20 protein-coding genes and 1 riboswitch are annotated in these 24,752 nt (G+C 57.5%); of the genes, 5 read left to right on the top strand and 15 right to left on the bottom strand.

What is annotated here, in order from left to right:
- Positions 1 to 2: 2 nt before the first annotated feature.
- From rluA to araB, 6 genes are all read right to left on the bottom strand, one after another.
- On the bottom strand, positions 3 to 662 hold the full coding sequence (rluA, locus tag BH712_RS10755) for a bifunctional tRNA pseudouridine(32) synthase/23S rRNA pseudouridine(746) synthase RluA (RefSeq protein ID WP_006810138.1): 660 nt from the start codon (positions 660 to 662) through the stop codon (positions 3 to 5).
- Between the two features lie 12 nt (positions 663 to 674).
- Positions 675 to 3,581 (bottom strand): RNA polymerase-associated protein RapA, encoded by a 2,907-nt coding sequence (rapA, locus tag BH712_RS10750; protein ID WP_006810137.1) that lies wholly within the window; start codon positions 3,579 to 3,581, stop codon positions 675 to 677.
- A gap of 127 nt (positions 3,582 to 3,708) precedes the next feature.
- Positions 3,709 to 6,066, bottom strand: coding sequence for a DNA polymerase II (polB, locus tag BH712_RS10745; RefSeq protein ID WP_006810136.1), 2,358 nt, complete (start codon positions 6,064 to 6,066; stop codon positions 3,709 to 3,711).
- Between the two features lie 116 nt (positions 6,067 to 6,182).
- Entirely contained in the window at positions 6,183 to 6,878 is a 696-nt protein-coding gene (gene araD / locus BH712_RS10740; protein WP_006810135.1) for an L-ribulose-5-phosphate 4-epimerase, read from the bottom strand.
- Between the two features lie 88 nt (positions 6,879 to 6,966).
- Positions 6,967 to 8,469 (bottom strand): L-arabinose isomerase, encoded by a 1,503-nt coding sequence (araA, locus tag BH712_RS10735; protein WP_032673655.1) that lies wholly within the window; start codon positions 8,467 to 8,469, stop codon positions 6,967 to 6,969.
- 10 nt (positions 8,470 to 8,479) lie between these two features.
- Complete coding sequence (gene araB, locus BH712_RS10730; RefSeq protein ID WP_032673654.1) at positions 8,480 to 10,189, bottom strand: ribulokinase; 1,710 nt, start codon at positions 10,187 to 10,189, stop codon at positions 8,480 to 8,482.
- Between the two features lie 338 nt (positions 10,190 to 10,527).
- On the opposite strand from araB, the gene araC reads away from it, so the two are divergent.
- Both araC and BH712_RS10720 read left to right on the top strand, forming a co-directional pair.
- On the top strand, positions 10,528 to 11,373 hold the full coding sequence (gene araC / locus BH712_RS10725) for an arabinose operon transcriptional regulator AraC (protein ID WP_000840168.1): 846 nt from the start codon (positions 10,528 to 10,530) through the stop codon (positions 11,371 to 11,373).
- 118 nt (positions 11,374 to 11,491) lie between these two features.
- On the top strand, positions 11,492 to 12,259 hold the full coding sequence (locus BH712_RS10720; protein ID WP_006810132.1) for a DedA family protein: 768 nt from the start codon (positions 11,492 to 11,494) through the stop codon (positions 12,257 to 12,259).
- A 43-nt stretch (positions 12,260 to 12,302) separates the two neighbouring features.
- Here BH712_RS10720 and thiQ read toward each other — a convergent pair whose 3' ends face one another.
- The 4 genes from thiQ to sgrR all read right to left on the bottom strand — a co-directional run bounded on the left by thiQ (position 12,303) and on the right by sgrR (position 17,381).
- Complete coding sequence (gene thiQ, locus BH712_RS10715; protein WP_006810131.1) at positions 12,303 to 13,004, bottom strand: thiamine ABC transporter ATP-binding protein ThiQ; 702 nt, start codon at positions 13,002 to 13,004, stop codon at positions 12,303 to 12,305.
- Entirely contained in the window at positions 12,988 to 14,598 is a 1,611-nt protein-coding gene (gene thiP / locus BH712_RS10710) for a thiamine/thiamine pyrophosphate ABC transporter permease ThiP (RefSeq protein WP_006810130.1), read from the bottom strand. The genes thiQ and thiP overlap by 17 nt, the downstream gene beginning before the upstream one ends.
- A complete protein-coding gene (gene thiB, locus BH712_RS10705; RefSeq protein ID WP_006810129.1) occupies positions 14,574 to 15,557 on the bottom strand; it encodes a thiamine ABC transporter substrate binding subunit in 984 nt (327 codons plus the stop codon). Before thiB ends, thiP begins: the two co-directional genes overlap by 25 nt.
- A 31-nt stretch (positions 15,558 to 15,588) precedes the next feature.
- A riboswitch (TPP riboswitch) is annotated at positions 15,589 to 15,689 on the bottom strand.
- Positions 15,690 to 15,725: 36 nt separating this feature from the next.
- On the bottom strand, positions 15,726 to 17,381 hold the full coding sequence (sgrR, locus tag BH712_RS10700) for an HTH-type transcriptional regulator SgrR (RefSeq protein ID WP_006810128.1): 1,656 nt from the start codon (positions 17,379 to 17,381) through the stop codon (positions 15,726 to 15,728).
- An 88-nt stretch (positions 17,382 to 17,469) separates the two neighbouring features.
- On the opposite strand from sgrR, the gene sgrT reads away from it, so the two are divergent.
- From sgrT to BH712_RS10685, 3 genes are all read left to right on the top strand, one after another.
- Positions 17,470 to 17,622 carry a glucose uptake inhibitor SgrT gene (gene sgrT / locus BH712_RS10695; RefSeq protein ID WP_000831173.1) on the top strand — a complete coding sequence of 51 codons (153 nt, stop codon included), beginning with the start codon at positions 17,470 to 17,472 and terminating at the stop codon, positions 17,620 to 17,622.
- 119 nt (positions 17,623 to 17,741) lie between these two features.
- Entirely contained in the window at positions 17,742 to 18,920 is a 1,179-nt protein-coding gene (locus tag BH712_RS10690; RefSeq protein ID WP_006810127.1) for a sugar efflux transporter, read from the top strand.
- 216 nt (positions 18,921 to 19,136) lie between these two features.
- Positions 19,137 to 19,289 (top strand): Hok/Gef family protein, encoded by a 153-nt coding sequence (locus tag BH712_RS10685; RefSeq protein ID WP_010427008.1) that lies wholly within the window; start codon positions 19,137 to 19,139, stop codon positions 19,287 to 19,289.
- 92 nt (positions 19,290 to 19,381) lie between these two features.
- Here BH712_RS10685 and leuD read toward each other — a convergent pair whose 3' ends face one another.
- The 5 genes from leuD to leuL all read right to left on the bottom strand — a co-directional run bounded on the left by leuD (position 19,382) and on the right by leuL (position 24,241).
- Positions 19,382 to 19,987: a 3-isopropylmalate dehydratase small subunit gene (gene leuD / locus BH712_RS10680; RefSeq protein WP_006810125.1), complete on the bottom strand. Its 606-nt coding sequence runs from the start codon at positions 19,985 to 19,987 to the stop codon at positions 19,382 to 19,384.
- Positions 19,988 to 19,997: 10 nt separating this feature from the next.
- A complete protein-coding gene (gene leuC / locus BH712_RS10675) occupies positions 19,998 to 21,398 on the bottom strand; it encodes a 3-isopropylmalate dehydratase large subunit (protein WP_006810124.1) in 1,401 nt (466 codons plus the stop codon).
- 2 nt (positions 21,399 to 21,400) lie between these two features.
- Positions 21,401 to 22,492 carry a 3-isopropylmalate dehydrogenase gene (leuB, locus tag BH712_RS10670; RefSeq protein ID WP_006810123.1) on the bottom strand — a complete coding sequence of 364 codons (1,092 nt, stop codon included), beginning with the start codon at positions 22,490 to 22,492 and terminating at the stop codon, positions 21,401 to 21,403.
- Positions 22,492 to 24,063: a 2-isopropylmalate synthase gene (leuA, locus tag BH712_RS10665; RefSeq protein WP_000082916.1), complete on the bottom strand. Its 1,572-nt coding sequence runs from the start codon at positions 24,061 to 24,063 to the stop codon at positions 22,492 to 22,494. Before leuA ends, leuB begins: the two co-directional genes overlap by 1 nt.
- Positions 24,064 to 24,154: 91 nt before the next feature.
- Positions 24,155 to 24,241: a leu operon leader peptide gene (gene leuL, locus BH712_RS25375; protein WP_057979999.1), complete on the bottom strand. Its 87-nt coding sequence runs from the start codon at positions 24,239 to 24,241 to the stop codon at positions 24,155 to 24,157.
- Positions 24,242 to 24,752 lie beyond the last annotated feature (511 nt).

The raw sequence follows: 24,752 nt of genomic DNA, 5'->3' as shown, positions 1-24,752 counted from the left end.
TTTCAGAAATCCACCGGCGCCTTAAAGGTCATGGCGTTGCCGAACGCCGGGTGGGTGATGGTGAGCGTCTGCGCATGCAGTTGCAGGCGCGGCGCTAACGCCAGCGCTTCCGGCGGCGCATAGAATCTGTCCCCCAGAATAGGATGACCCAGCGCAAGCATATGCACTCGCAGCTGGTGGGAGCGCCCGGTAATCGGTTTTAGCAGGACGCGCGCGGTGTTATCTGGCGCATACTCCAGCACTTCATACTCGGTTTGCGCGGCCTTGCCGGTTTCATAACACACTTTCTGCTTAGGCCGGTTCGGCCAGTCGCAAATCAGCGGTAAATCTACCAGCCCTTCCGCCTGCGCCGGATGACCCCAGACGCGCGCGACATACTGCTTCTTCGGCTCACGCTCGCGGAACTGACGCTTCAGCTCGCGTTCTGCCGTTTTATTCAGCGCCACCACAATCACACCGCTGGTCGCCATATCCAGACGATGGACAGACTCGGCCTCAGGATAATCACGCTGGATACGCGTCATCACGCTGTCTTTATGCTCGTCCAGACGCCCCGGCACGGACAACAAGCCGCTCGGCTTGTTGACCACCATAATGTGCTCGTCCTGATACAGAATGACCAGCCACGGATCCATCGGGGGATTGTAGGGCTCCATTATCATCTTGCGCTCCGCTTACTGATGCGTCACAACGATAAGACGCAGGGCGTCGAGACGCCATCCCGCCTGATTCAGGCTTTCCAGTACCTGCTGGCGGTTGCTCTCGATTGCGGCCAGTTCATCGTCACGAATGTTCGGGTTCACCGCTTTCAACGCTTCCAGACGCGACCGCTCGGCAGACAGCTTCTCACCGGCTTCACTGCGCGCCGCATCGATCAGCGCTCTGGCCGCTTTTTCGGCCTGGGTTTCACCCAGTTGCAGAATGGCATGCACGTCCTGTTGCACCGCATTCACCAGCTTGCTGCCGGTATGACGGTTCACCGCGCTCAGCTGACGGTTGAAGCTTTCAAACTCCACCTGACCGGCCAGATTTGTACCGTTTTTATCCAGCAGCAGACGCACCGGCGTTGGCGGCAGGAAGCGGTTAAGCTGAAGCTGTTTCGGCGCCTGCGCTTCCACAACGTAGATCAGCTCCACCAGCAGTGTGCCCACAGGCAAGGCTTTGTTCTTCAACAGGGAGATGGTGCTGCTGCCGGTATCGCCGGAGAGGATCAGATCCAGACCGTTGCGGATCAGCGGGTGTTCCCAGGTGATGAACTGTGCGTCTTCGCGCGACAGCGCCACATCACGCTCAAAGGTGATAGTGCAACCGTCTTCCGGCAGGCCCGGGAAATCCGGCACCAGCATATGATCGGACGGGGTCAGGACGATCATGTTCTCACCGCGATCGTCCTGGTTAATGCCGACGATGTCGAACAGGTTCATAGAGAAGCTGATCAGGCTGGTGTCGTCGTCCTGTTCTTCGATGCTTTCGGCAAGCTGCTGCGCTTTTTCACCGCCGTTGGAGTGGATCTCCAGCAGGCGATCGCGCCCCTGTTCCAGCTGGGCTTTCAGGGCGTCGTGCTTCTCGCGGCAGGACTTGATCAGCTCATCAAAACCCTCGGTGTTTTCCGGGGCCGCGAGGTAACCGATCAGATCCGCATGCACCTGATCGTAAATGGTGCGACCGGTCGGGCAGGTGTGTTCAAACGCATCCAGACCTTCGTGATACCAGCGAACCAGAACGGACTGGGCGGTTTTCTCCAGATACGGCACGTGGATCTGAATATCATGCGCCTGACCGATACGATCCAGACGCCCGATACGCTGCTCCAGCAGATCCGGGTTAAACGGCAGATCGAACATCACCAGATTGCTGGCGAACTGGAAGTTACGGCCTTCAGAACCGATTTCGGAGCACAGCATAACCTGCGCGCCGCTGTCCTCTTCACTAAACCAGGCTGCGGCGCGGTCGCGCTCGACAATAGACATGCCTTCGTGGAACACGGCAGCGCGAATACCTTCGCGCTCGCGCAGCACTTGTTCCAGTTGCAGGGCGGTGGCTGCTTTGGCGCAGATCACCAGCACCTTCCGGGAACGGTGCGCGGTCAGATAACCCATCAACCACTCCACGCGCGGATCGAAGTTCCACCAGGTGCCGGTGTCCCCTTCAAATTCCTGATAAATCTGCTCCGGGTAGAGCATGTCGCGCGCGCGATCTTCCGCAGATTTACGGGTGCCCATAATGCCGGAGACTTTAATCGCCGTCTGGTACTGGGTCGGCAGCGGCAGTTTGATGGTGTGCAGCTCGCGTTTCGGGAACCCCTTCACGCCGTTACGGGTGTTACGGAACAGCACGCGGCTGGTGCCGTGACGGTCCATCAGCATGTCGATCAGCTCTTTACGCGCAGATCCCGCGTTATCGCTGTCGCTGTTCGCGGCCTGCAAAAGCGGCTCGATATCCTGCTCGCCAATCAGATCGCTCAGGGTGTTAAGTTCATCGTTAGAGAGACGATTACCTGCCAGCAGCAGCGCGACGGCGTCTGCCACCGGACGGTAGTTTTTCTGTTCCTCAACAAACTGCTCAAAATCGTGGAAGCGGTTCGGGTCGAGCAGGCGCAGACGGGCGAAGTGGCTCTCAAGGCCCAGCTGCTCCGGCGTTGCGGTCAGCAGCAGAACGCCCGGTACGCGCTCGACAAGCTGCTCAATCGCCATGTATTCACGGCTTGGCGCGTCTTCGCTCCAGACGAGGTGGTGTGCTTCGTCGACGACCATCAGATCCCATTCCGCGTCGCACAGGTGCTCCAGGCGCTGCTTGCTGCGGCGCACGAAGTCCAGGGAGCAGATCACCAGCTGTTCGGTTTCAAACGGGTTGTCCGCGTCGTGCTGGGCTTCGGCATAGCGCTCGTCGTCGAACAGGGAGAAGCGCAGGTTAAAGCGGCGCAGCATTTCGACCAGCCACTGGTGTTGCAGCGTTTCCGGCACCACAATCAGCACGCGCTCGGCGGCGCCAGAGAGCAGCTGCTGGTGCAGGATCATGCCTGCTTCGATGGTTTTACCCAGGCCCACTTCGTCAGCCAGCAGCACGCGAGGCGCATGGCGACGGCCCACATCATGGGCGATATTCAGCTGGTGGGGGATCAGGCTGGTACGCTGACCGCGCAGGCCGCTCCACGGCATGCGGTACTGTTCACTCTGGAACTTACGCGCGCGGTAGCGCAGGGAGAAGCGATCCATTCGGTCGATTTGCCCGGCAAACAGACGGTCCTGCGGCTTGCTGAAAACCAGTTTGCTGTCGAGCAGCACTTCGCGCAGGATGACATTCGTCTCGTCGGTATCAAGACGCGTTCCGATGTAGGCGAGCAGTCCATTCTCTTCTTTTACGTCTTCAACCTTCAGCTGCCAGCCCTCGTGGCTGGTCACGGTGTCACCCGGGTTGAACATTACGCGGGTAACAGGGGAGTCATTGCGAGCGTACAGGCGGTTTTCACCGGTAGCAGGGAAAAGGAGGGTAACCATGCGCGCATCGACGGCAACGACGGTTCCTAATCCAAGTTCGCTTTCTGTATCGCTGATCCAGCGTTGACCAAGTGTAAAAGGCATAGTTGTTCGGCTCTAATCTTTAATTGCAGGCAATAGTTCGACCCCGTCAAAAAAGACGGTCATCGAAAAATGGGTCCGGGAATGGAAAGGGCGCTATGGTACTGGATGGCAACGGTTTCGTCACGCGTCAAAATAGCCCAAGTTGTCCTGTCACTAGTGTAGCAAAGTCGTCATCGATGAACGGTAAAATTCCCTCCGCAACCGGCTGAAGCTGGCGGGTGAGGTAGTGATCGTAATCGAACGGAGACTGCTGGTAATCAACGGGCTCCGGACCGTTAGTTGTCCAGACGTATTTGATTGTTCCCCGGTTCTGATACTGCGGCGCGCGTCCCCGGCGAACGTTCTCTTCGTCCGCCAGCCGCGCGGCACGCACGGGGGGGGGAACGTTACGCTGATACTCCGCCAGCGGGCGGCGCAGGCGCTTGCGATACACCAGCTGCGCGTCAAGTTCGCCCGCCATCAGGCTGGCGATGGTGTCGCGCACATAATCCTGATAAGGCTCATTGCGAAACACCCGCAGATAGAGTGTCTGCTGGAACTGCTGCGCCAGCGGCGTCCAGTCGGTGCGCACTGTCTCCAGCCCTTTAAACACCATCCGCTGCGTGTTGCCTTCCTGAATCAGTCCGGCGTAGCGCTTCTTGCTGCCCTGGTCGGTCCCGCGAATGGTCGGCATTAAAAAGCGGGCGAAATGGGTTTCAAACTCCAGCTCTAACGCGCTGGTTAACCGCTCTTTTTGCAATTGTTCCTGCCACCAGGCGTTCACGAAAGCGACCAGTTCTTTGCCGATTTGCGCGGCATCGTCTTCTGAATGGGCGGCTTTCAGCCAGACAAAGGTGGAGTCGGTGTCGCCATAAATCACGTCATAGCCCCGGGATTCGATCAGCGCTTTTGTCTGGCGCATAATGTCGTGCCCGCGCATGGTGATGGACGACGCCAGACGGGGATCAAAGAAGCGGCAGGCGCTGGTGCCCAGCACGCCGTAAAAGGCGTTCATAATGATTTTCAGCGCCTGTGACAGCGGCTTATTGCCGTGGCGTTTCGCCTCGTCCCGGCCGTGCCAGATGTTGCCCACAATTTCAGGCAGGCAGTGTTTTTCGCGCGAGAAGCGTGCCCCGAGAAAACCTTCGGTGCTGTGCGCATCGTCTGGCTGCGCCATCCCCTCCACCAGCCCCACCGGGTCAATCAGGAACGTGCGGATAATCGACGGGTACAGGCTTTTATAATCCAGTACCAGAACGGAGTCATATAATCCTGGCCGGGAGTCCATCACGTAACCGCCGGGGCTGGCCTGCGGCGGCACGTCCCCGAGATTAGGCGCGACATAGCCCGCCCGATGCATCCGCGGGAAATAGAGGTGGCTGAAGGCCGCTACCGAGCCGCCGTGCCTGTCGACCGCGAGACCGTTTACCGTTGCGCGCTCAAGCAGGAAGGGCATGATCTCGGTTTTGTGGAAAATCTGCGTCACCAGCTCGCAATCTTTCAGGTTATAGGTAGCGAGCGCCGGTTTATCCTCGTTAAAGCGCCGGTCGATCTCGTCCATTCGGTCCCAGGGATTGTCGATGGATTTGCCTTCACCGAGCAATTCCTGTGCTACCGCTTCTAGCGAGAAAGACGAGAAGTTCCAGAAGGCCGATTTCAGCGCCTCGATGCCGTCGATAATCAGGCGACCGTTGGCCTGGGCAAAGAACACGCCGTTCTTAAATCCGTGCTCGCGCCACTCCAGCTCACTGTTGCCGCGCCCCAGCATCAGCGGGATGCGGTAACGCTCGGCATGTTTTTGCAGCACGCGCAGGTCAAATTGCACCACGTTCCAGCCGATCAATACATCCGGGTCATGCTCGGCAAACCACTGGTTAAGCTTCTCCAGCAGTTGCGGGCGGCTGTTAACGTACTCCAGATGAAAATCCAGCGCGGACGCATCGCCGTTCGGCGGCCCGAGCATATAGACAACCCGCTGCCCGCAGCCTTCAAGGCCGATGCAGTACAGTTCACCGTGGCGGGTCGTTTCTATATCCAGCGAGACCCACTTCAGCGGTGGACGATAATTCGGGTTAGGCTTGAGGCGCGCGTTAACGAGACTGCTGTTCTGCGCGGTGCCGTCCACCCAGACGGGGGCAGTGATAAACCGCTCCATCAGAAAACGTTCCGGTGGACGGATATCCGCTTCGTAGAGCGTCACGCCCGCGTCGCGGAGCAGTTTTTCATAGCGCATCAGCTGGCGATGGGCGCGGCAGTAGAGGCCATGCACGGGCTGGCGATGAAAATCTTTCAGTTCAAGCGGCGTGAGGCGCCAGCCGTTTTCACCGTGCAGCAGCTGTTTGACCTTTTCGACGTGGTGTTCGGGAATAAAAGCCACGGACTCCTGCGGCGGCAGCGTAACGTGCAGCGGACCGTTGTCCGTTGCCAGCCAGAACGCAACCTCCGTACCCTGAGGGGTATCCCGCCAGTGTCGGGTCAGTAAAAAGCCTTCTTGCGCCTGTGCCACGCCGCTATCCCATAAAACAAAACCAGGCCTGATTATAGCCTGGTTGAGGTGGGTTTGCTGGGGTTTTATACAGTGTCTGCTTAGCCGGATGGCGCTGCGCTTATCCGGCCTACACTCTATTGCCCGTAATACGCTTTCGCGCCGTGTTTGCGCAGGTAATGCTTATCCAGCAGGGTTTGCTGCATATCCGGCAGTTGCGGCGCCAGCTGGCGGCAGAAGATCCCCATGTAGGCAACTTCTTCCAGCACGATCGCGTTATGCACCGCATCTTCCGCATTTTTACCCCAGGCAAACGGGCCGTGGGAGTGCACCAGTACGCCGGGCATTTGCGCCGCGTCGATACCCTGTTTTTCAAAGGTTTCGACAATCACGTTCCCCGTTTCCCACTCGTATTCACCGTTGATCTCCGCATCGGTCATCAGACGCGTGCAGGGAATGGTGCCGTAGAAGTAGTCCGCGTGGGTGGTACCGGTAGCCGGAATGGACTGGCCCGCCTGCGCCCAGATGGTCGCGTGACGCGAATGGGTGTGCACAATGCCGCCAATGGTCGGGAAGGCCTGATACAGCAGGCGGTGGGTGGGCGTATCGGAAGAGGGTTTTTTGTTGCCTTCCACCACTTCACCCGTTTCGATGCTGACCACCACCATATCTTCTGCGGTCATCACCGTGTAATCCACGCCCGAAGGCTTGATCACGAATAGCCCTTTTTCCCGGTCAACGGCGCTGACGTTGCCCCAGGTCAGGGTCACCAGGTTATGTTTTGGCAGCGCCAGGTTGGCTTCGAGCACCTGACGTTTGAGATCTTCTAACATGGTTGTCTCCAGTGCCGGATGGCGCTTCGCTTATCCGGCCTACAGGATCGTAGGCCCGGTAAACGCAGTGCCACCGGGCATTGCGTACTTAGCGTTTTGTACCGTAATAGACTTCGTTCCAGCGCAGCGCGTCTTTAAAGGCTGGCAGACGGGTGTCGTTATCAATCACGGTCAGCTCGATGTCGTGCAACTCGGCGAACTGACGCATATCGTTCAGGTCAAGCGCGTGGCTGAAGACGGTGTGGTGCGCGCCACCCGCCAGGATCCAGGCCTCTGACGCGGTTGGCAGATCAGGCTGCGCTTTCCACAACGCGTTGGCGACCGGCAGCTTCGGCAGAGAGTGCGGGGTTTCAACCGCATCGACGCAGTTCACCAGCAGGCGGAAGCGGTCGCCGAGGTCGATCAGGCTGGCGTTGATGGCCGGGCCGGTACGGGTGTTGAAGATCAGACGGGCCGGATCCGCTTTGCCGCCAATACCGAGGTACTGCACGTCGAGGATCGGTTTCTCTTCAACCGCGATGGAGGGACACACTTCCAGCATGTGCGAGCCGAGCACCAGATCGTTGCCGTTCTCGAAGTGGTAGGTGTAGTCCTCCATAAAAGAGGTGCCGCCCTGTAGACCGGTCGACATCACCTTCATGATGCGAAGCAGAGCGGCAGTTTTCCAGTCGCCTTCGCCCGCAAAGCCGTAGCCCTGCTGCATCAGACGTTGTACCGCCAGTCCCGGGAGCTGTTTCAGGCCGTGGAGGTCTTCAAAGGTGGTGGTGAAGGCATGGAAGCCGCCCTGTTCCAGAAAACGCTTCATGCCCAGCTCAATTCGAGCGGCATCCAGCACGTTCTGGCGCTTGTCGCCGTTGACCTGTGCCGCAGGCGTCAGGCGGTAGCTGCTTTCGTACTCGTCCACCAGCGCGTTAACGTCGCCATCGCTGATGTCGTTCACCACCTGCACCAGGTCGCCCACCGCCCAGGTGTTGACGGAGAAGCCAAACTTGATCTGTGCGGCCACTTTATCACCGTCAGTAACCGCCACTTCGCGCATGTTGTCGCCGAAACGCACCACTTTCAGGTGACGGGTATCCTGCTTGGAGACCGCCTGACGCATCCAGGAGCCAATGCGTTTTTGTGCCTGGCCGTCCTGCCAGTGGCCGGTCACCACGGCATGCTGTTGACGCATACGCGCGCCGATGAAGCCGAACTCGCGGCCGCCGTGCGCGGTCTGGTTCAGGTTCATAAAGTCCATGTCGATGCTGTCCCACGGCAGGGAGGCGTTGAACTGCGTGTGGAATTGCAGCAGCGGTTTGTTGAGGATAGCCAGGCCGTTGATCCACATTTTGGCCGGTGAGAAGGTGTGCAGCCACACCACCAGGCCGGCGCATTTGTCGTCGTAATTGGCATCGCGGCAGATGTTGGTGATTTCGTCCGGGGTGGTTCCCAGCGGCTTCAGCACCAGTTTGCACGGCAGTTTAGCTTCCGCGTTCAGCGCATTCACAACGTGCTCCGCGTGTTTCGTCACCTGCTGCAACGCTTCCGGTCCGTACAAATGCTGGCTGCCAATCACAAACCACACTTCATAATTATTAAAAATGGTCATCATCGTGTCCTTAATGTGTCAGGGTTGCCGTAGTGTCCGCGGTGCTTTTGGCCGGGGCGGCGACAGGGAGATAGTGAAGTTCGGCGCTTTTTGCCCATTGCTGGTAGCGCTGATAAAGCTGTTCAAAGCGTTGTGCCTGCTGAGTCTGTGGCTGGAGCGTACTTTCGACGGCGCTCGCCATATGCTGTTGCGCGGTCGGGATATCCGCATGAACGCCTGCGGCCACGGCAGCGAAAATCGCGGCGCCCAGCGCACAGCACTGATCGGAGGCCACAATTTGCAGCGGCCGGTTCAGCACGTCGCAGCAGGCCTGCATAATCACCGGGTTTTTACGGGCGATGCCGCCCAGCGCCATCACGTTGTTCACGTCAATGCCCTGGTCGATGAAGCACTCCATAATGGCGCGCGCGCCGAACGCGGTGGCGGCAATCAGGCCGCCAAACAGCGCGGGCGCGTCGGTCGCCAGGTTGAGATCGGTAATCACCCCTTTCAGACGCTGGTTGGCGAACGGCGTGCGGCGGCCGTTGAACCAGTCCAGCACGACCGGCAGGTGGTCGAGAGACGGATTTTTTGCCCAGGCTTCTGTAAGCTGCGGCAGGAGCTGTTTTTTGCTCGCGGTAATCTGCGTTTTCAGTTCAGGATGCGCGACAGCCAGCTGATCCAGTGGCCAGCCGAGCACACGGCCAAACCAGGCGTAGATGTCACCGAAGGCGGACTGACCCGCTTCAAGGCCGATAAAATCAGGCACCACGCTGCCGTCAACCTGACCGCAGATGCCTTTCACCGCGCGGTCGCCGACGCTGGTTTTATCTGCCGTCAGAATGTCACAGGTGGAGGTGCCGATAACTTTCACCAGCGTGTTTGGCTGCGCACCTGCGCCCACGGCACCCATATGGCAGTCGAAGGCGCCGCCGGAAATGGTCACGTTTTGCGGCAGGCCGAGACGCGTCGCCCACTCTTCACAGAGCGTGCCGACCGGAATATCGGCGGTGAAGGTGTCGGTAAACAGCGGGTATGTCAGGTTTTTGTTGATGATCGGGTCGAGTTCGTCGAAGAACGCCGCCGGAGGCAGACCGCCCCAGCTTTCATGCCACAGCGATTTATGCCCGGCGCTGCAACGGCCGCGGCGGATATCCTGCGGGCGGGTGGTGCCGGAGAGCAGGGCGGGAACCCAGTCGCACAGCTCAATCCATGACGCCGCAGCCTGTGCGACCGACGCGTCCGCGCGGGTAACGTGCAGGATCTTGGCCCAGAACCACTCGCTGGAGTAGATCCCGCCGATGTAGCGGGAGTAGTCCGTTTTGCCTGGTTGATGGCATAAGCGGGTGATGGCTTCCGCCTCTTCCACGGCGGTATGGTCTTTCCACAGCACGAACATGGCGTTCGGGTTATCGGCGAATTCCGGGCGCAGCGCCAGCACGCGGCCTTCGGCATCGACAGGAGCAGGCGTTGAGCCGGTACTGTCGACGCCAATCCCCACCACATCGGCCCGCTGGGCGTCCGTCAGCTCCGCCAGCACGGTTTTGATCGCCGCTTCCATTGATTCAATGTAATCACGCGGGTGGTGGCGGAACTGGTTGTTCGGCGCATCGCAGTAGCGCCCCTCTTGCCAGCGCGGATACCACTCAACGCTGGTTGCTATCTCCAGGCCAGTCGTACAGTCCACTGCCAGCGCGCGAACTGAGTCGCTGCCAAAATCGAGGCCAATTGCAATTGCCATGGTGTTGCTCCATCCAAAAAACAGGTTATGGAAGAACATTAGAGACTGGGGACAAAAATCGTCAGGCAGGATCCGCTAATCTTATGGACTAAATTGCTGTAGCAACGGAAAGTGTGACGCCGTGCAAATATTCAATGTGGACATTTCTGCCGTACTTATAGACACTTTTGTTACTGCTTATCTGCCTGTACTGGCGGAGAAATCAGGGGGAAAGGCTGAAACATGGCGGACGTAAAAGAGGCGTGATGCCTTTTGGATCTTTTCGCGGGCCATTTTTAACCTGCTTTTATCGATATGGACAATTGGTTTCCTTCAGGACCCTTGGGAGAACTGAATCTATGGCCGAACCGCAAAACGATCCCTTACTGCCGGGCTACTCATTTAACGCCCATCTGGTGGCGGGGCTGACGCCCATTGAGGCCGAGGGATATCTCGATTTCTACGTCGACCGCCCTCTTGGTATGAAGGGATATATCCTGAACCTGACCGTACGCGGAGAAGGGGTGATCAAAAACGGTGATCAGCAGTTCATCTGTCGCCCTGGCGATATGCTGTTGTTCCCGCCGGGGGAGATCCACCACTACGGGCGACACCCGGATGCCAAAGAGTGGTATCACCAGTGGGTCTATTTCCGTCCGCGTGCCTACTGGCAGGAATGGCTCTCATGGCCAGCCATTTTCGCCCATACCGGTTTTTATCGCCCGGATGAGGCGCATCTGGCACAGTTCCGTGAGCTGTTCGCACAGATTATTGAAGCGGGGCAGGCGGGCGGACGCTACGCCGAACTGCTGGCGATTAACCTGCTTGAACAGGTGCTGCTGCGCCGCATGGAAGCCATCAACGAATCCCTTAACCCGCCGCTGGACAACCGCGTCCGCGATGCCTGTCAGTACATCAGCGACCATCTGGCCGACAGCCAGTTTGATATTGCCAGCGTCGCCCAGCACGTGTGCCTGTCGCCGTCACGGCTCTCTCATCTCTTCCGCCAGCAGCTTGGGGTGAGCGTGCTCAGCTGGCGTGAGGATCAGCGCATCAGCCAGGCGAAACTCCTGCTTAGCACCACCCGAATGCCTATCGCCACCGTCGGACGTAACGTGGGCTTTGAAGATCAGCTCTATTTCTCTCGCGTGTTTAAGAAGTGCACCGGGGCCAGCCCGAGCGAATTTCGCGCGGGATGTGAATAATCGGTAAACATTCAGGTGAACTTCAGGCGCATCCTGTAAACTATTCAGACAATTGATGCCTTGACGCGGTGCGGGGCGCTAAGCAGAATCGCTGATTCGTTTTCTGACCGGAATAGTTATGCAGGCATTGCTGGAACATTTTATTACCCAGTCCGTTATGTATTCGCTCATCGCCGTGGCGCTGGTGGCGTTTCTGGAATCGCTTGCGCTGGTTGGGCTGATCCTGCCCGGCACCGTGATGATGGCGGGGCTTGGCGCGCTTATCGGCAGCGGCGAAGTCAATTTCTGGCAGGCGTGGATGGCCGGTATTATCGGCTGTTTACTGGGGGACTGGATCTCCTTCTGGCTGGGCTGGCGCTTTAAGAAGCCGCTGCACCGCTGGTCGTTTATGAAAAAGAACAAAGCCTTGCTGGATAAAACCGAGCACGCGCTGCATCAGCACAGCATGTTCACCATCCTCGTGGGGCGCTTCGTTGGCCCAACGCGTCCGCTGGTGCCAATGGTTGCCGGGATGCTGGATCTGCCCGTCGCGAAATTCGTGGTGCCGAACATCATCGGCTGCGTCTTCTGGCCGCCGTTTTACTTCCTGCCGGGGATCCTGGCGGGCGCGGCTATTGATATCCCTGACGGTATGCAAAGCGGTGAGTTTAAATGGCTGCTGCTGGCAACGGCGGTGCTGCTGTGGCTGGCGGTCTGGCTCTGCTGGCGCTTATGGCGCAGTGCGAAAGCCAGTGTCGATCGTCTGACGCGCTATCTCCCGCGCACGCGCCTGCTCTGGCTGGCTCCGCTGATGCTGGGCGTGGCCGTGGTCGCGCTGGTGGCGCTGATCCGCCACCCGCTGATGCCGGTATATGGCGAGATCCTGTTGAAGGTCGTGAGCCGTTAAGGTGTTTTCCCTCTCCCCGTGGGAGAGGGCCAGGGTGAGGGCGTCAGACCGCACGAATGCCCAACAATGAAGATGCCCCCGCGTTACCACTCAGAAGTTCTTCTGTTTCTCCATCCCATAAAATGCGTCCCTCCGCGATCACTACCGATCGCGGCGCGATGCGGGCAGCATCCTCAATACTGTGCGACACCATCAGCATCGTCAGTTGCTCGCGCTTGCATACCTCTTCAACCAGCGAGAGCATCTCCTGACGCAGGGCCGGGTCGAGTGCCGAAAAGGGTTCGTCGAGCAGCAGCAGCGGCTGTTCGCGTACCAGGCAACGAGCCAATGCCACGCGCTGACGCTGGCCGCCGGAAAGTTCGCCCGGTAGTCGGGGGATAAACGCAGACAGGCCCATCTGTCCGGCGATCGCCTCCAGCTTCTGACGTTGCGCAGCGTTGAGCTTTAAGCCCGGATCCATACCCAGCGCGATGTTCTGCCACACCGTAAGGTGATTAAACAGATTGTTTTCCTGAAACAGCATCGACACCGGACGCTTAGCCGGTGGAGCGTAGGTATACTCGCCGTTATCAATGACGATCGACCCGCTGGCAGGCTGCAAAAAACCGGCAATCAGATTGAGCAGGGTACTTTTTCCGGCCCCGCTTGGGCCAAGCACTGCGATTCGCTCTCCCTGACGAACGGAGAGGGTAAAACGCATTGGCAGGTGCTCATAAAGCCAGGTTACATCAGTCAGTTTTAACATCACGCCCCGGAAGTTTTTCGATAACGGTAAATAAGGCAAAACACAGCAGCAACAGGAGCAGCGCCGTGACCGCGCCATCCTGACTGCGATAAGAGCCAATTTGCTGATAAAGCCAGAACGGCAGCGTGCGGAAATCTTCGTTGCCAAAGAGGGCGACTACGCCAAAATCGCCAATCGACAGCACGCAGGCAAAGGCCAGCGCCTGGGCGAGCGGTCGTTTCAGGGCGCGTAGCTCGACCACCTTCAGCCGCCGCCAGCCCATAATGCCAAGGGACTGGCACAGGAGGCTATACCGGCTGTTTGCATCCCGCATCGGGTTTTCCAGCACCTTCAGCGCATACGGGATGGCCATTAAGGCGTTGGTAAAAATGACGATGCCGTCGGCGCTTTCCGGCAGGCCGAGGGTGCTGTTAAACAGTAAAAAGAATCCGGTCGCCAGCACAATGCCCGGCATCGCCAGGATCAGCATGCCCGTCAGCTCCAGCGCCTGTCCGGCTTTGCGGGCATGACGCGCGTAGAGTTCGCGGCTACTCCAGAGCAGCATCATGGTCAGGATCACACACAATAGCCCGGCTGCCAGCGCGATGCGCAATGAGGTCCACGTCGCTTGCCACAGGACAGGCTGTTGCAGTACCGACACCACATTGCGATTCAGGCCATCAACGATAACGGCCAGCAGCGGGGGCAGCAGAAGCAGGAGTGCCAGCGCGATCAGCATGAAATCCGAGACGCGGCTGTGCAGGCTGTCCTGCGGATCGCGCCAGCCAGTCACGTTATTACTGCCTGCGGGGATCGCTTTGCTTAGCCGCTGGCTGAGTAACACCAGTGCCAGACAGCACACCATCTGGACGATCGCCAGCAGCGCGGCGCGCCCCGGATCGTAGTCGTAACTTAAGGCCTGATAGATCGCCAGCTCAATGGTGGTGGCCTGCGGCCCGCCGCCGAGAGAAAGCACGGTCGCAAAGCTGGCGAAGCAGAGCATAAAAATCAGCGCGGCAACCGGGGCGATCTGGCGTCGCAGCCACGGCCATTCGACAAAACGGAAGAACGACCAGCCGCGCATGCCAAGCTGGGCGGCAATCTGGCGCTGCTCGCCGGGAATGTTTTCCAGCGCCTGTAAAAAGAGGCGCGTCGCCATCGGCATATTGAAAAAAATATGCGCCAGCAGAATGCCTTTCAGGCCGTAGGGGGAGAAGGTCCATTCCAGGCCAAGCAGGCTGAAGAGGGAGGCCAGCCAGCCCTGCCGACCGTAGACGCTCAGAATCCCGAACACCGCCACCAGTACCGGGAGGATGAGCGTCATCGCGCACAGCCGTAGCAGGGCCAGTCTGCCGGGGAAACGTCTGCGATAGAGTGCGCGCGCGAGGAAGATAGCCGGGATCGTCGACAGCAGTGCGGAGAGAAACGCCTGCCAGAAGGAGAAACGAATGACGTGCCAGAGATAGCTGTCGTGCCAGAGGGCGAGCAGATCGCTCTCTGGCGCGTTAAACCACAGCGCAAGGAATGCCCCCAGGCTGACGACCACCATCAGTATGGCGGCGAGCAGCCCGGGAACTAACCAGCCGGGGATCAGCGGCTGACGGCGCGTTGCCATTCGCTTATCCATGCGGCACGCTGGGCGGCAACCTGCTGCGGCGTGAATTCCAGTGAGGTTTGCGGTTTGTTCAGTTGCTCAAAACCTGCCGGCAGCGCAACGTCAGTGACAGGGTACATCCAGTTTCCTGTCGGAATAGCATTCTGGAAGGCCGGTGAAACCATAAATTTCAGGAATTTTTCAGCAAGCTCCGGCTGTTTGCTCGCGGCGGTGCGGGCAGCCACTTCCACCTGCAAATAATGTCCTTCAGCAAAGTTCGCGGCGACGTAGTTATCTTTCTTCTCGGCGATAATGTGGTAGGCCGGAGAGGTGGTGTAGCTCAGTACCAGGTCGCTTTCGCCTTTCAGGAACAGGCCGTAGGCTTCGCTCCAGCCTTTGGTGACGGTAACGGTTTTCGCGGCCAGCTTCTGCCACGCTTCCGGCGTTTTGTCTCCGTAGACCTTTTGCATCCACAGCAGCAGCCCCAGACCCGGCGTGCTGGTACGCGGATCTTCATAAATCACGCGCCACTTCTGGTCGCTTTCGACCAGCTCTTTCAGGCTTTTTGGCGGGTTCTTCAGCTTATTTTTGTCGTAGACGAACGCAAAGTAGCCGTAATCAAAGGGAACAAAGGTGTCGTTTTTCCAGCCGCCCGGCACGTTGACGGCATCTGCCGCCACGCCGCTTTTGGCGAACAGTCTGGTTTGGGTGGCGGCTTCCAGCAGGTTGTTATCCAGCCCCAGCACCACGTCGGCTTTGCTGTTTTTGCCTTCCATGCGCAGACGGTTGAGCAGCGACACACCATCTTCCAGCGCCACGAATTTCAGCTCGCAGTTGCAGTCGGCTTCAAAGGCTTTTTTGACCACAGGGCCAGGGCCCCAGTCGGCGGAGAAGGAGTCGTAGGTGTAGACCGTCAGAACGGGCTTAGCAAAAACAGGCAGCGCAAACAGCGACAGCAGAGGAAGAACGTTTTTTAACACTTTGCACCTCAGGGTTGAGTGGCAAAGGATTTTGAGAGACAGCCTCAAATCCCTTCGCCGGCGTTATCCGGATCAGGTTCGACGGGTATTATCTCAGCGCACATCAGTGATGCAGCACCCCGTTGAGAACGGCGTTATTGTAATGATTTGGTGAATATTACGAAAGCGTTATGGCTCCGGCGGCGCAAACCAGGCGGATTTAAAATCAAACCAGCCCAGGGTATTCATCCGCAGGCCGCGCATGCTGCGCTGTCCCTGGATCAGCAGCCAGTGGTGGATCAGCGGTACGATCGTCTGCCCGGCCAGGAGTTCCTGACACCAGGCGGCCAGATCCATTTCGCCTGCCCGCCACCGCGCGGCGTCCTGCTGCCAGTCCCGGTTGATACAGTGCTGAATCAGGGGCACTTCATACAGGTGAGAAAAGAGCGAGAAATCAAGCGGCAGCGTGAAGTTCGCGCTGTTGAGCCAGATATCGCTAACGACATCCCCGCGGTGCCATTCATCATAATCGACTTCCTGTATCGCCAGCGTCACGCCTTCGGCCGCCAGCAGCGTGCTCATGATCTTCGCGATGAAACGATGCTCAATGTGATCGCGATAGTAGCTGAGGGTGATGGTCTCCAGTCCGGCAGGTTTTTCACTGCGCACGGGCTGCGCATGGTGCCAGCGCGGAAGCAGGCCATAGGCCGGGAACCACCAGGTCTGGTATTGCTCCTCGGCGTGATAAATCAGGTTAGCGGGCGCCAGAATATGGCTGATCCACTTGCGGACGTCGTGGTTTGCTCCGCGATGGCTGCGGCTGTCAAAGAGCAGGTAGTAGCAGCCCTCCTCCAGGCGGCTCTCGAACGCTTTTTCGCCAGCCGTTGGCCCTTCCAGGGTCAGGCCTGCGCTCAGCTCTTCGTTGAGATCCGGTAACACCCAGACGTTCACTTCGTCGATCAGCGCCCGATACCCAAAGTAGTCATCAAAGGCGCGGATCTTAAGCTGATTGTTGTTGTTCCGCGAAACGGCGTAGGGGCCCGTACCAATCGGCAGGCTGGAAAAATTGTTCAGGGATCGCCACTCGGCAGGCAGGATCATCGAGGGGACATAGCCCAGAAGCCACGGCAGCCATTTGTCCGGCTGCGACAGCTCAATATCCAGCGTCCAGGCCGTCGGGGAGTGGATCTGTGCGATATGTGAGTAGAGCGGCAGGGTACGGGCGCGCGTTAAAGAGTCGATAACGTCACGCATCTCCAGTTCGCGTCCATGGTGGAAATGAATGCCGGGGCGTAAAAAGAAACGCCAGTGCAGGGGGGAAAGCTGCTGCCAGTGGTGGGCAATATCCGCTTCCAGTTCCCCATTTTCCTCATTTATCCGCGTCAGGCCGCTGAAAATCTGTCTGGCCATGTGGGTTTCTGAACGACGTAACGCCGTACCGGGCAACAGATTTTTCATTGGGCGATAGTAAAGCACCCGCAGAATGTGGCGTCCCTGACGAAAGCTGCGCCCGAGATGCGAGACCAGCATCTGGCGTACGGCGGCTTTATCGCCTACCAGTTGTACCAGCTGATCGATGCGGTCCTGCTCCAGCAGATCCTCCGCCCGCTGTTGCTGTAATGCCAGGCCGGTATAAAGGAATGTCAGGCGCGAGCGCTTGCCGCGTCCGGCCTCGGCCTCCCAGTTCAGCCAGCCCTGCTGCTGCATGGTGTTAAGGAGGGTACGCATATGACGCCGGGAGCAGTTGAGAAGCTCAGCCAGCTCGTTGAGCGTGGTCTCCTGCGATTGCCCCTCGCAGCACTGCCAGAGGCGGATAAATTGTTGTTGCAGTCGACCGGATGGCATAAAAGAGGAACTCCTGACAAAAAATCAGCAATTTATTAATCCCTATATTAGGCCAATAATGCTTCCCGATGAAGCGAGGAGGTAAATTATGAAGAGGTCTACCGCACGTCAGTTTTATCAGCAGTACTTTTCAGCGACAAAAGGATCGTCCTGGCTGGCCCGCCAGTGCGCAGAGCAGCGGCTGAAAACGTTAGAAGAACTGATGCAGTGGGACGTTACGAAACCGACCTCTTCTCGCTAACTCGCCTCGATCATGTGTGACTGAGTATTGGTGCTAATCACCCGCCAGCAAAATGTTTTTGCTGGCTTTTTTCGTTTACTATTTCACCCAATTCGATTCGCTTTCATAAGGACTTGCGCATGCTCTGGTTGATGACGATGGGGCGACGCCTGAACGGCGTGTACGCCGCTTTTATGCTGGTGGCCTTCATGATGGGCGTGGCCGGTGCGCTACAGGCGCCGACGCTAAGCCTGTTTCTCAGCCGCGAGGTGGGGGCGCAGCCGTTTTGGGTGGGCCTGTTCTATACCGTCAACGCCATTGCCGGGATCCTCGTCAGCCTGGGGCTGGCGAAACGATCCGACAGCCAGGGCGATCGCCGTAAGCTGATCCTCTTTTGTTGCGCCATGGCCGTGGGCAACGCTCTGCTGTTTGCCTTCAACCGCCATTACCTGACCCTTATCACCTGCGGCGTACTGCTGGCCTCGCTCGCGAATACCGCCATGCCGCAGCTCTTCGCCCTGGCCCGGGAGTACGCCGACAACTCGGCGCGGGAAGTGGTGATGTTCAGCTCGGTGATGCGCGCGCAGCTCTCTCTCGCGTGGGTCATCGGCCCTCCGCTGGCGTTCATGCTGGCGCTGAATTACGGTTTCACCGCCATGTTCACCATCGCTGCGGGGATTTTTGCCATCAGCCTGGCGCTGATAGCCTTTGCGCTGCCATCAGTGGCGCGCGTAGAGCAGACGATGGACAAACCCATCACCCAGGTGAGCGGCTGGCAGGATAAAAACGTTCGCCTGTTGTTTATCGCCTCCACGCTGATGTGGACCTGCAACACCATGTACATCATTGATATGCCGCTGTGGATCAGCAGCGATCTGGGACTGCCGGACAAGCTCGCGGGTATTCTGATGGGCACCGCTGCCGGGCTGGAGATCCCGGCGATGATTCTGGCGGGTTACTACGTCAAACGTCTCGGAAAGCGTCGGATGATGATCGTCGCCGTGGCGGCTGGGGTACTGTTCTACGCGGGGCTGATCCTTTTCCATTCGCGTGAAGCCTTGCTGGCGTTGCAGCTGTTTAACGCGGTGTTTATTGGCATCGTTGCCGGGATCGGCATGCTCTGGTTCCAGGATTTAATGCCGGGGCGCGCAGGCTCCGCGACCACGCTCTTTACCAACAGTATTTCTACCGGGGTGATTCTGGCAGGGGTGATTCAGGGCGCGCTGTCGCAAAGCTATGGCCATGCCTCGGTTTACTGGGTGATTGCAGCGATTTCGGTGGTCACGCTGATGTTGACCTGCCGGGTTAAAGACGTTTGATTCTGGAAGGCGGCTTCACGAAATGAAACGACTTTCTGACAGGCGCAGAGAAGGCGCATAGAGTGCGTGGCGGGTGCTTGAGGCTGTTTGCCTCAGGCTTTCGCAAGAGGCAAACAGTGGAGAGTCCCACATCAAAAAACTGATGGGGAGACCAACTTCACAACCAACATTGCGAGGTTAGTCTCTTCATTGCCGAAAAGCAATAAGGAGGCTGGAATGCCAAAACGTACTCTGCTGTTAGGTTTGTTTCTGATCTGTACGACGCTGTTGATCTTCACCTGGATGGTACGCGACTCGCTGTGCGAGCTGCACTTCAGACAGGAGAAAACAGAGCTGGCGGCAGTGTTGGCTTACGAAGCAAAACGTTAGCGGTATTGGCGGGGAAACTTTCCCCGCCTCTCCAGAGTGGTTGAGCCTCAACGCACCCTTATCAATGGCCCGCACCCTGCGGGCCATTGCCTTTAGCCCATAAACGCAGGCTGTTTTTTCTCGTAGGCGGAGATGGCGTCCTCGTGCTGGAGCGTCAGGCCAATGCTGTCCAGACCGTTCAGCATGCAGTGGCGGCGGAAAGCATCAATGCTGAAGCTGTAGGTCTTATCCCCGGCTTTCACCACTTCGGCTTCCAGATCCACCTCAAACGAAATCCCCGGATTCGCCTGTACCAGCGCAAACAGTTCATCGACCTGCTCGTCACTCAGCGTCACCGGCAGCAGCTGGTTGTTGAAGCTGTTGCCGTAGAAGATATCCGCGAAGCTCGGGGCGATAACCACCTTAAAGCCGTAGTCGGTCAATGCCCATGGCGCATGTTCACGTGACGAGCCGCAGCCGAAGTTTTCCCGTGCCAGCAGAATGGATGCTCCTTTGTATTCCGGGAAGTTCAGGACAAACTCCGGATCAGGAACTTCGCCTTTATCATCGAGAAAACGCCAGTCGTTGAACAGATGTGCACCAAAACCCGTGCGCGTCACTTTCTGCAAAAACTGCTTTGGAATGATCGCATCGGTATCGACGTTAGCGGCGTCCAGCGGGACAACCCGGCCCGTGTGTTGGGTAAATTTCTCTGCCATGATTGTCTCCTTATTTCAGGCTGCGAATATCGGCGAAATGACCGGTCACTGCCGCAGCGGCGGCCATTGCCGGGCTGACCAGGTGGGTGCGCCCACCGCGACCCTGACGACCCTCAAAGTTACGGTTGCTGGTGGAGGCACAACGCTCGCCCGGATTCAGGCGGTCGTTGTTCATCGCCAGGCACATGGAGCAACCAGGCAAACGCCACTCGAAGCCTGCTTCAATAAAGATCTTATCCAGACCTTCCGCTTCCGCCTGGGCTTTCACCGGCCCGGAGCCTGGCACTACCAGCGCCTGCACGCCCGGCGCCACTTTGCGGCCTTTGGCAATCTCTGCCGCTGCACGCAGATCTTCGATACGGGAGTTGGTGCAGGAGCCGATGAACACTTTATCAATGCTCACGTCGGTCAGCGGTACGCCGGGTTTCAGCCCCATGTAAGCCAGCGCTTTTTCCGCACTGGCGCGTTCGACCGGATCGGCAAAGGAGGCCGGGTCAGGAATGCTGTCGTTGACGGAAATCACCTGGCCCGGGTTGGTGCCCCAGGTGACCTGCGGCGCAATCTCTTCCGCCTGTAACGTCACAACGGTATCAAAAATTGCCCCCTCGTCCGTTTTCAGGGTTTTCCAGTACGCGACCGCGTCGTCAAAATCCTGACCCTTCGGCGCATGCAGACGGCCTTTCACATAGTTAAAGGTGGTTTCGTCCGGCGCGACCAGGCCTGCTTTGGCGCCCATCTCAATGGCCATGTTACACAGGGTCATGCGACCTTCCATGCTCAGCGCCTGGATGGCGTCGCCGCAGAATTCCACCACGTGACCGGTGCCGCCCGCGCTCCCGGTTTTGCCGATAATCGCCAGCACGATATCTTTCGCGGTGATGCCCGGTGCGGCTTTACCCTTCACTTCAATCTTCATGGTTTTGGCGCGGCCCTGTTTCAGGGTCTGTGTCGCCAGAACGTGCTCAACTTCAGAGGTCCCAATCCCGAACGCCAGGGCGCCGAATGCGCCGTGTGTCGCGGTGTGGGAGTCACCGCAGACGATGGTCATGCCAGGCAGAGTGATACCCTGCTCAGGCCCCATCACGTGGACGATACCCTGATACGGGTGGTTCAGATCGTACAGCTCCACGCCAAATTCGTTGCAGTTCTTGATCAGCTCCTGCATCTGGATACGCGCCATCTCGCCAGAGGCATTAATGTCTTTAGTCTGGGTGGAGACGTTGTGATCCATCGTGGCAAAGGTTTTCCCCGGTTGACGCACCGGGCGCTTGTGCGCACGCAGTCCGTCGAATGCCTGAGGGGAGGTCACTTCGTGCACCAGATGGCGGTCAATGTACAGCAGCGGGGTTTCGTCTGGCGCCTCGTAAACAACGTGCGCATCAAACAATTTCTCATATAACGTCTTAGCCATGATTACACCCCTTCAGCGACATAGCGGGCAATAATGTCGCCCATTTCATCGGTACTGACTGCCGCCGTGCCGCGTGTTAAATCACCGGTACGGACGCCTTCTTCTAACGCCCGGTTAATGGCGTTTTCAATTGCGGTTGCTGCATCGCCTGCATCCAGGCTGTAGCGCAGCAGCAGGGCCAGAGAGAGGATCTGCGCAATCGGGTTAGCGATGTTTTTACCTGCGATATCCGGCGCGGAGCCGCCCGCAGGCTCGTACAGACCAAAGCCTTCTTCGTTCAAGCTGGCGGAGGGCAGCATCCCCATGGAACCGGTGATCATCGCGCACTCATCAGACAGAATATCGCCGAACAGGTTGGAGCACAGCAGCACGTCAAACTGGGACGGATCTTTGATCAACTGCATCGTCGCGTTGTCGATGTACATGTGCGACAGCTCAACGTCCGGGTACTGCTTAGCGATTTCACTGACAATTTCGCGCCACAAAATAGACGACTGGAGGACGTTCGCCTTATCGATGGAGGTCACTTTACGGCGGCGCTTGCGCGCTGACTCAAACGCGATATGGGCGATACGTTCAATTTCGAAACGGTGATAGACCTCGGTATCAAACGCTTTCTCATGCTGACCGCTGCCTTCGCGACCTTTTGGCTGGCCGAAGTAAATGCCGCCAGTCAGCTCACGCACGCACAGGATGTCGAAACCGTTGGCCGCGATGTCCGCGCGCAGCGGACAAAACTCTTCCAGCCCCGGGTACAGTTTCGCCGGACGCAGGTTGCTGAACAGTTTGAAATGTTTACGCAGCGGCAGCAGCGCGCCGCGCTCTGGCTGCCCGGCTGGCGGCAGGTGTTCCCACTTAGGCCCCCCCACGGAGCCGAACAGTACAGCGTCGGCATTCTCGCAGCCTTCCACAGTCCCTTTCGGCAGCGGTGTACCGTGGTTATCAATCGCAATACCGCCCACGTCGTAGTGGCTGGTGGTAATTTTCATCGCAAAACGCGAACGAACGGCTTCCAGTACTTTCAGCGCCTGTGCCATCACTTCCGGGCCAATACCGTCACCCGGCAACACAGCAATATGGTAATTCTTCGACATCACACGGTTTCCTTGTTGTTCTCTTTATTCTGAGCTTTGCGTTGCAACTCTTTTTCGACTTCGGCGGCGCGCCAGATGTTGTTCAGGACATGCACCATCGCTTTCGCGGAGGATTCGACGATATCTGTCGCCAGACCCACGCCGTGGAAGCGGCGACCGTTGTAATTGACGACAATATCCACCTGGCCCAGGGCGTCTTTACCGTGCCCTTTCGCCGTCAGGTCGTATTTCACCAGCTCTACGTCGTACTCCGTGACGCGGTTAATCGCCTGGTAAATAGCATCCACAGGGCCGTTACCGTTGGCGGCTTCCGCTTTGATTTCATCCCCGCAGGCCAGCTTGACGGAAGCGGTAGCGATATCGCCTGAGCCTGACTGAACGGTGAAGTAGTCCAGACGGAAGTGCTCTGGCTCTTCCTGCTGTTTGTTGATGAATGCCAGCGCTTCCAGGTCGTAATCGAATACCTGGCCTTTCTTGTCAGCCAGCTTCAGGAACGCGTCGTACAGCTGATCCATGTTGTAGTCGCTGTCCTGATAACCCATCTCTTCCATACGGTGTTTCACCGCCGCGCGGCCAGAGCGTGAGGTCAGGTTCAGCTGAACCTGGTTCAGACCGATGGACTCCGGCGTCATGATTTCGTAGTTTTCACGGTTCTTCAGCACGCCATCCTGGTGGATACCGGAGGAGTGAGCGAACGCGCCAGTGCCAACAATCGCTTTATTCGCCGGAATTGGCATGTTGCAAATCTGGCTGACGGTCTGGCTGGTGCGCCAGATTTCGTGATGATTAATGCGGGTGTGCACGTTCATGATGTCTTTGCGCACCTTGATCGCCATGATCACTTCTTCCAGTGAGCAGTTACCGGCACGTTCGCCGATGCCGTTCATCGCGCCTTCTACCTGGCGTGCACCGGCGTGGACGGCGGCGATGGCGTTGCCTACGGCCAGACCCAAATCATCATGGGTGTGAACGGAGATAATGGCTTTATCAATATTTGGCACGCGATCGTACAGGCCGGTAATGATGTTGGAGAACTCAAACGGCATGGTGTAGCCGACGGTGTCCGGGATGTTGATGGTTCTGGCACCGGCATTGATGGCGGCTTCTACCACACGGGCCAAATCTTCAATCGGCGTGCGTCCCGCATCTTCACAGGAGAATTCGACGTCATCGGTGTAGTTACGCGCGCGTTTGACCATATACACCGCACGTTCGATTACTTCATCCAGCGTGCTGCGCAACTTGGTCGCAATGTGCATAGGGGAGGTGGCAATAAAAGTATGGATACGGAAGGCTTCTGCAACTTTCAGGGATTCCGCAGCCACATCGATATCTTTCTCAACGCAGCGAGCCAGACCGCACACGCGGCTGTTTTTAATGGTGCGGGCGATGGTCTGTACTGACTCGAAATCACCCGGCGAGGAGACAGGGAAGCCGACTTCCATTACGTCTACACCCATACGTTCGAGGGCCAGCGCAATTTGCAGTTTTTCTTTAACACTCAGGCTCGCCTGTAATGCCTGTTCACCGTCACGTAAAGTAGTATCGAAAATAACGACTTGCTGGCTCATGGGTTAGGTCCTTGTCTGTCTTAGGGCGCCTTGCTACGAGCATAAAAAAACCCGCGCAGTGGCGCGGGTTTCTCGTTTTACTGAAGACGATTCAACGCTGAATTTCGCCCGCCAGTCTACCGCGCACAGTGGATGCGTTTAGTAGTAGTAGACCGGTGAAACGAAGGGTGCGAATCATGAATTGTGCTCCAGGTGAATGCGATATGCTTTTAGTGGTACTGGATACGCCGACGCATGTCAACCCCTCTCAGGCAAAACGGCCACGCAACACAGGATAAACACATTAGCTAATTGTGCTGGTTTTGATGTAGCTAACCGATTTAATTGTCTATTATTGGACTGATGATTCATCTCTGGAATAATTTGAATATAATTGGTAGCAATTGAACACAGTATTTTTACCGTTATGCTGTGAAATGGAATACGTTTTATTTCATTGAGTTATAAGTCCTGTGAATGGATTGCGGGTGGGAAAGTTATCAATATTGATATCATTTTGTTAATGAATTCACGGTGTCCGCCCTTCATAGTTTAATAATACTTAAGTCATTATTAACGAGGGCGGTGATTGTATATTTGCCCGGTTTATGGTTTCATGCCTGCATTAAAGTTACAGATATCATTTGAACGTTTTTTAGCTTTTCATTTACGGGATGCCAAATGCCATCTTTTGAATGAAGGTTCTTTAT

It is taken from the genome of Enterobacter hormaechei ATCC 49162, from assembly GCF_001875655.1.
GTDB classification, from domain to species: domain Bacteria; phylum Pseudomonadota; class Gammaproteobacteria; order Enterobacterales; family Enterobacteriaceae; genus Enterobacter; species Enterobacter hormaechei.
This window is presented reverse-complemented; position numbering and strand designations above follow the sequence as displayed.

Bases quoted from the DNA above. Each gene is read 5' to 3' on its own strand.
- leuC (WP_006810124.1), bottom strand. From the start codon at position 21,398: ATGGCTAAGACGTTATATGAGAAATTGTTTGATGCGCACGTTGTTTAC.
- leuL (WP_057979999.1), bottom strand. From the start codon at position 24,241: ATGATTCGCACCCTTCGTTTCACCGGTCTACTACTACTAAACGCATCC.
- sgrT (WP_000831173.1), top strand. From the start codon at position 17,470: ATGAAGAGGTCTACCGCACGTCAGTTTTATCAGCAGTACTTTTCAGCG.
- thiP (WP_006810130.1), bottom strand. From the start codon at position 14,598: ATGGCAACGCGCCGTCAGCCGCTGATCCCCGGCTGGTTAGTTCCCGGG.
- araC (WP_000840168.1), top strand. From the start codon at position 10,528: ATGGCCGAACCGCAAAACGATCCCTTACTGCCGGGCTACTCATTTAAC.
- BH712_RS10720 (WP_006810132.1), top strand. From the start codon at position 11,492: ATGCAGGCATTGCTGGAACATTTTATTACCCAGTCCGTTATGTATTCG.
- araA (WP_032673655.1), bottom strand. From the start codon at position 8,469: ATGACCATTTTTAATAATTATGAAGTGTGGTTTGTGATTGGCAGCCAG.
- BH712_RS10685 (WP_010427008.1), top strand. From the start codon at position 19,137: ATGCCAAAACGTACTCTGCTGTTAGGTTTGTTTCTGATCTGTACGACG.
- rapA (WP_006810137.1), bottom strand. From the start codon at position 3,581: ATGCCTTTTACACTTGGTCAACGCTGGATCAGCGATACAGAAAGCGAA.
- rluA (WP_006810138.1), bottom strand. From the start codon at position 662: ATGATAATGGAGCCCTACAATCCCCCGATGGATCCGTGGCTGGTCATT.
- sgrR (WP_006810128.1), bottom strand. From the start codon at position 17,381: ATGCCATCCGGTCGACTGCAACAACAATTTATCCGCCTCTGGCAGTGC.
- araD (WP_006810135.1), bottom strand. From the start codon at position 6,878: ATGTTAGAAGATCTCAAACGTCAGGTGCTCGAAGCCAACCTGGCGCTG.
- leuA (WP_000082916.1), bottom strand. From the start codon at position 24,063: ATGAGCCAGCAAGTCGTTATTTTCGATACTACTTTACGTGACGGTGAA.
- thiQ (WP_006810131.1), bottom strand. From the start codon at position 13,004: ATGTTAAAACTGACTGATGTAACCTGGCTTTATGAGCACCTGCCAATG.
- araB (WP_032673654.1), bottom strand. From the start codon at position 10,189: ATGGCAATTGCAATTGGCCTCGATTTTGGCAGCGACTCAGTTCGCGCG.
- BH712_RS10690 (WP_006810127.1), top strand. From the start codon at position 17,742: ATGCTCTGGTTGATGACGATGGGGCGACGCCTGAACGGCGTGTACGCC.
- leuB (WP_006810123.1), bottom strand. From the start codon at position 22,492: ATGTCGAAGAATTACCATATTGCTGTGTTGCCGGGTGACGGTATTGGC.
- leuD (WP_006810125.1), bottom strand. From the start codon at position 19,987: ATGGCAGAGAAATTTACCCAACACACGGGCCGGGTTGTCCCGCTGGAC.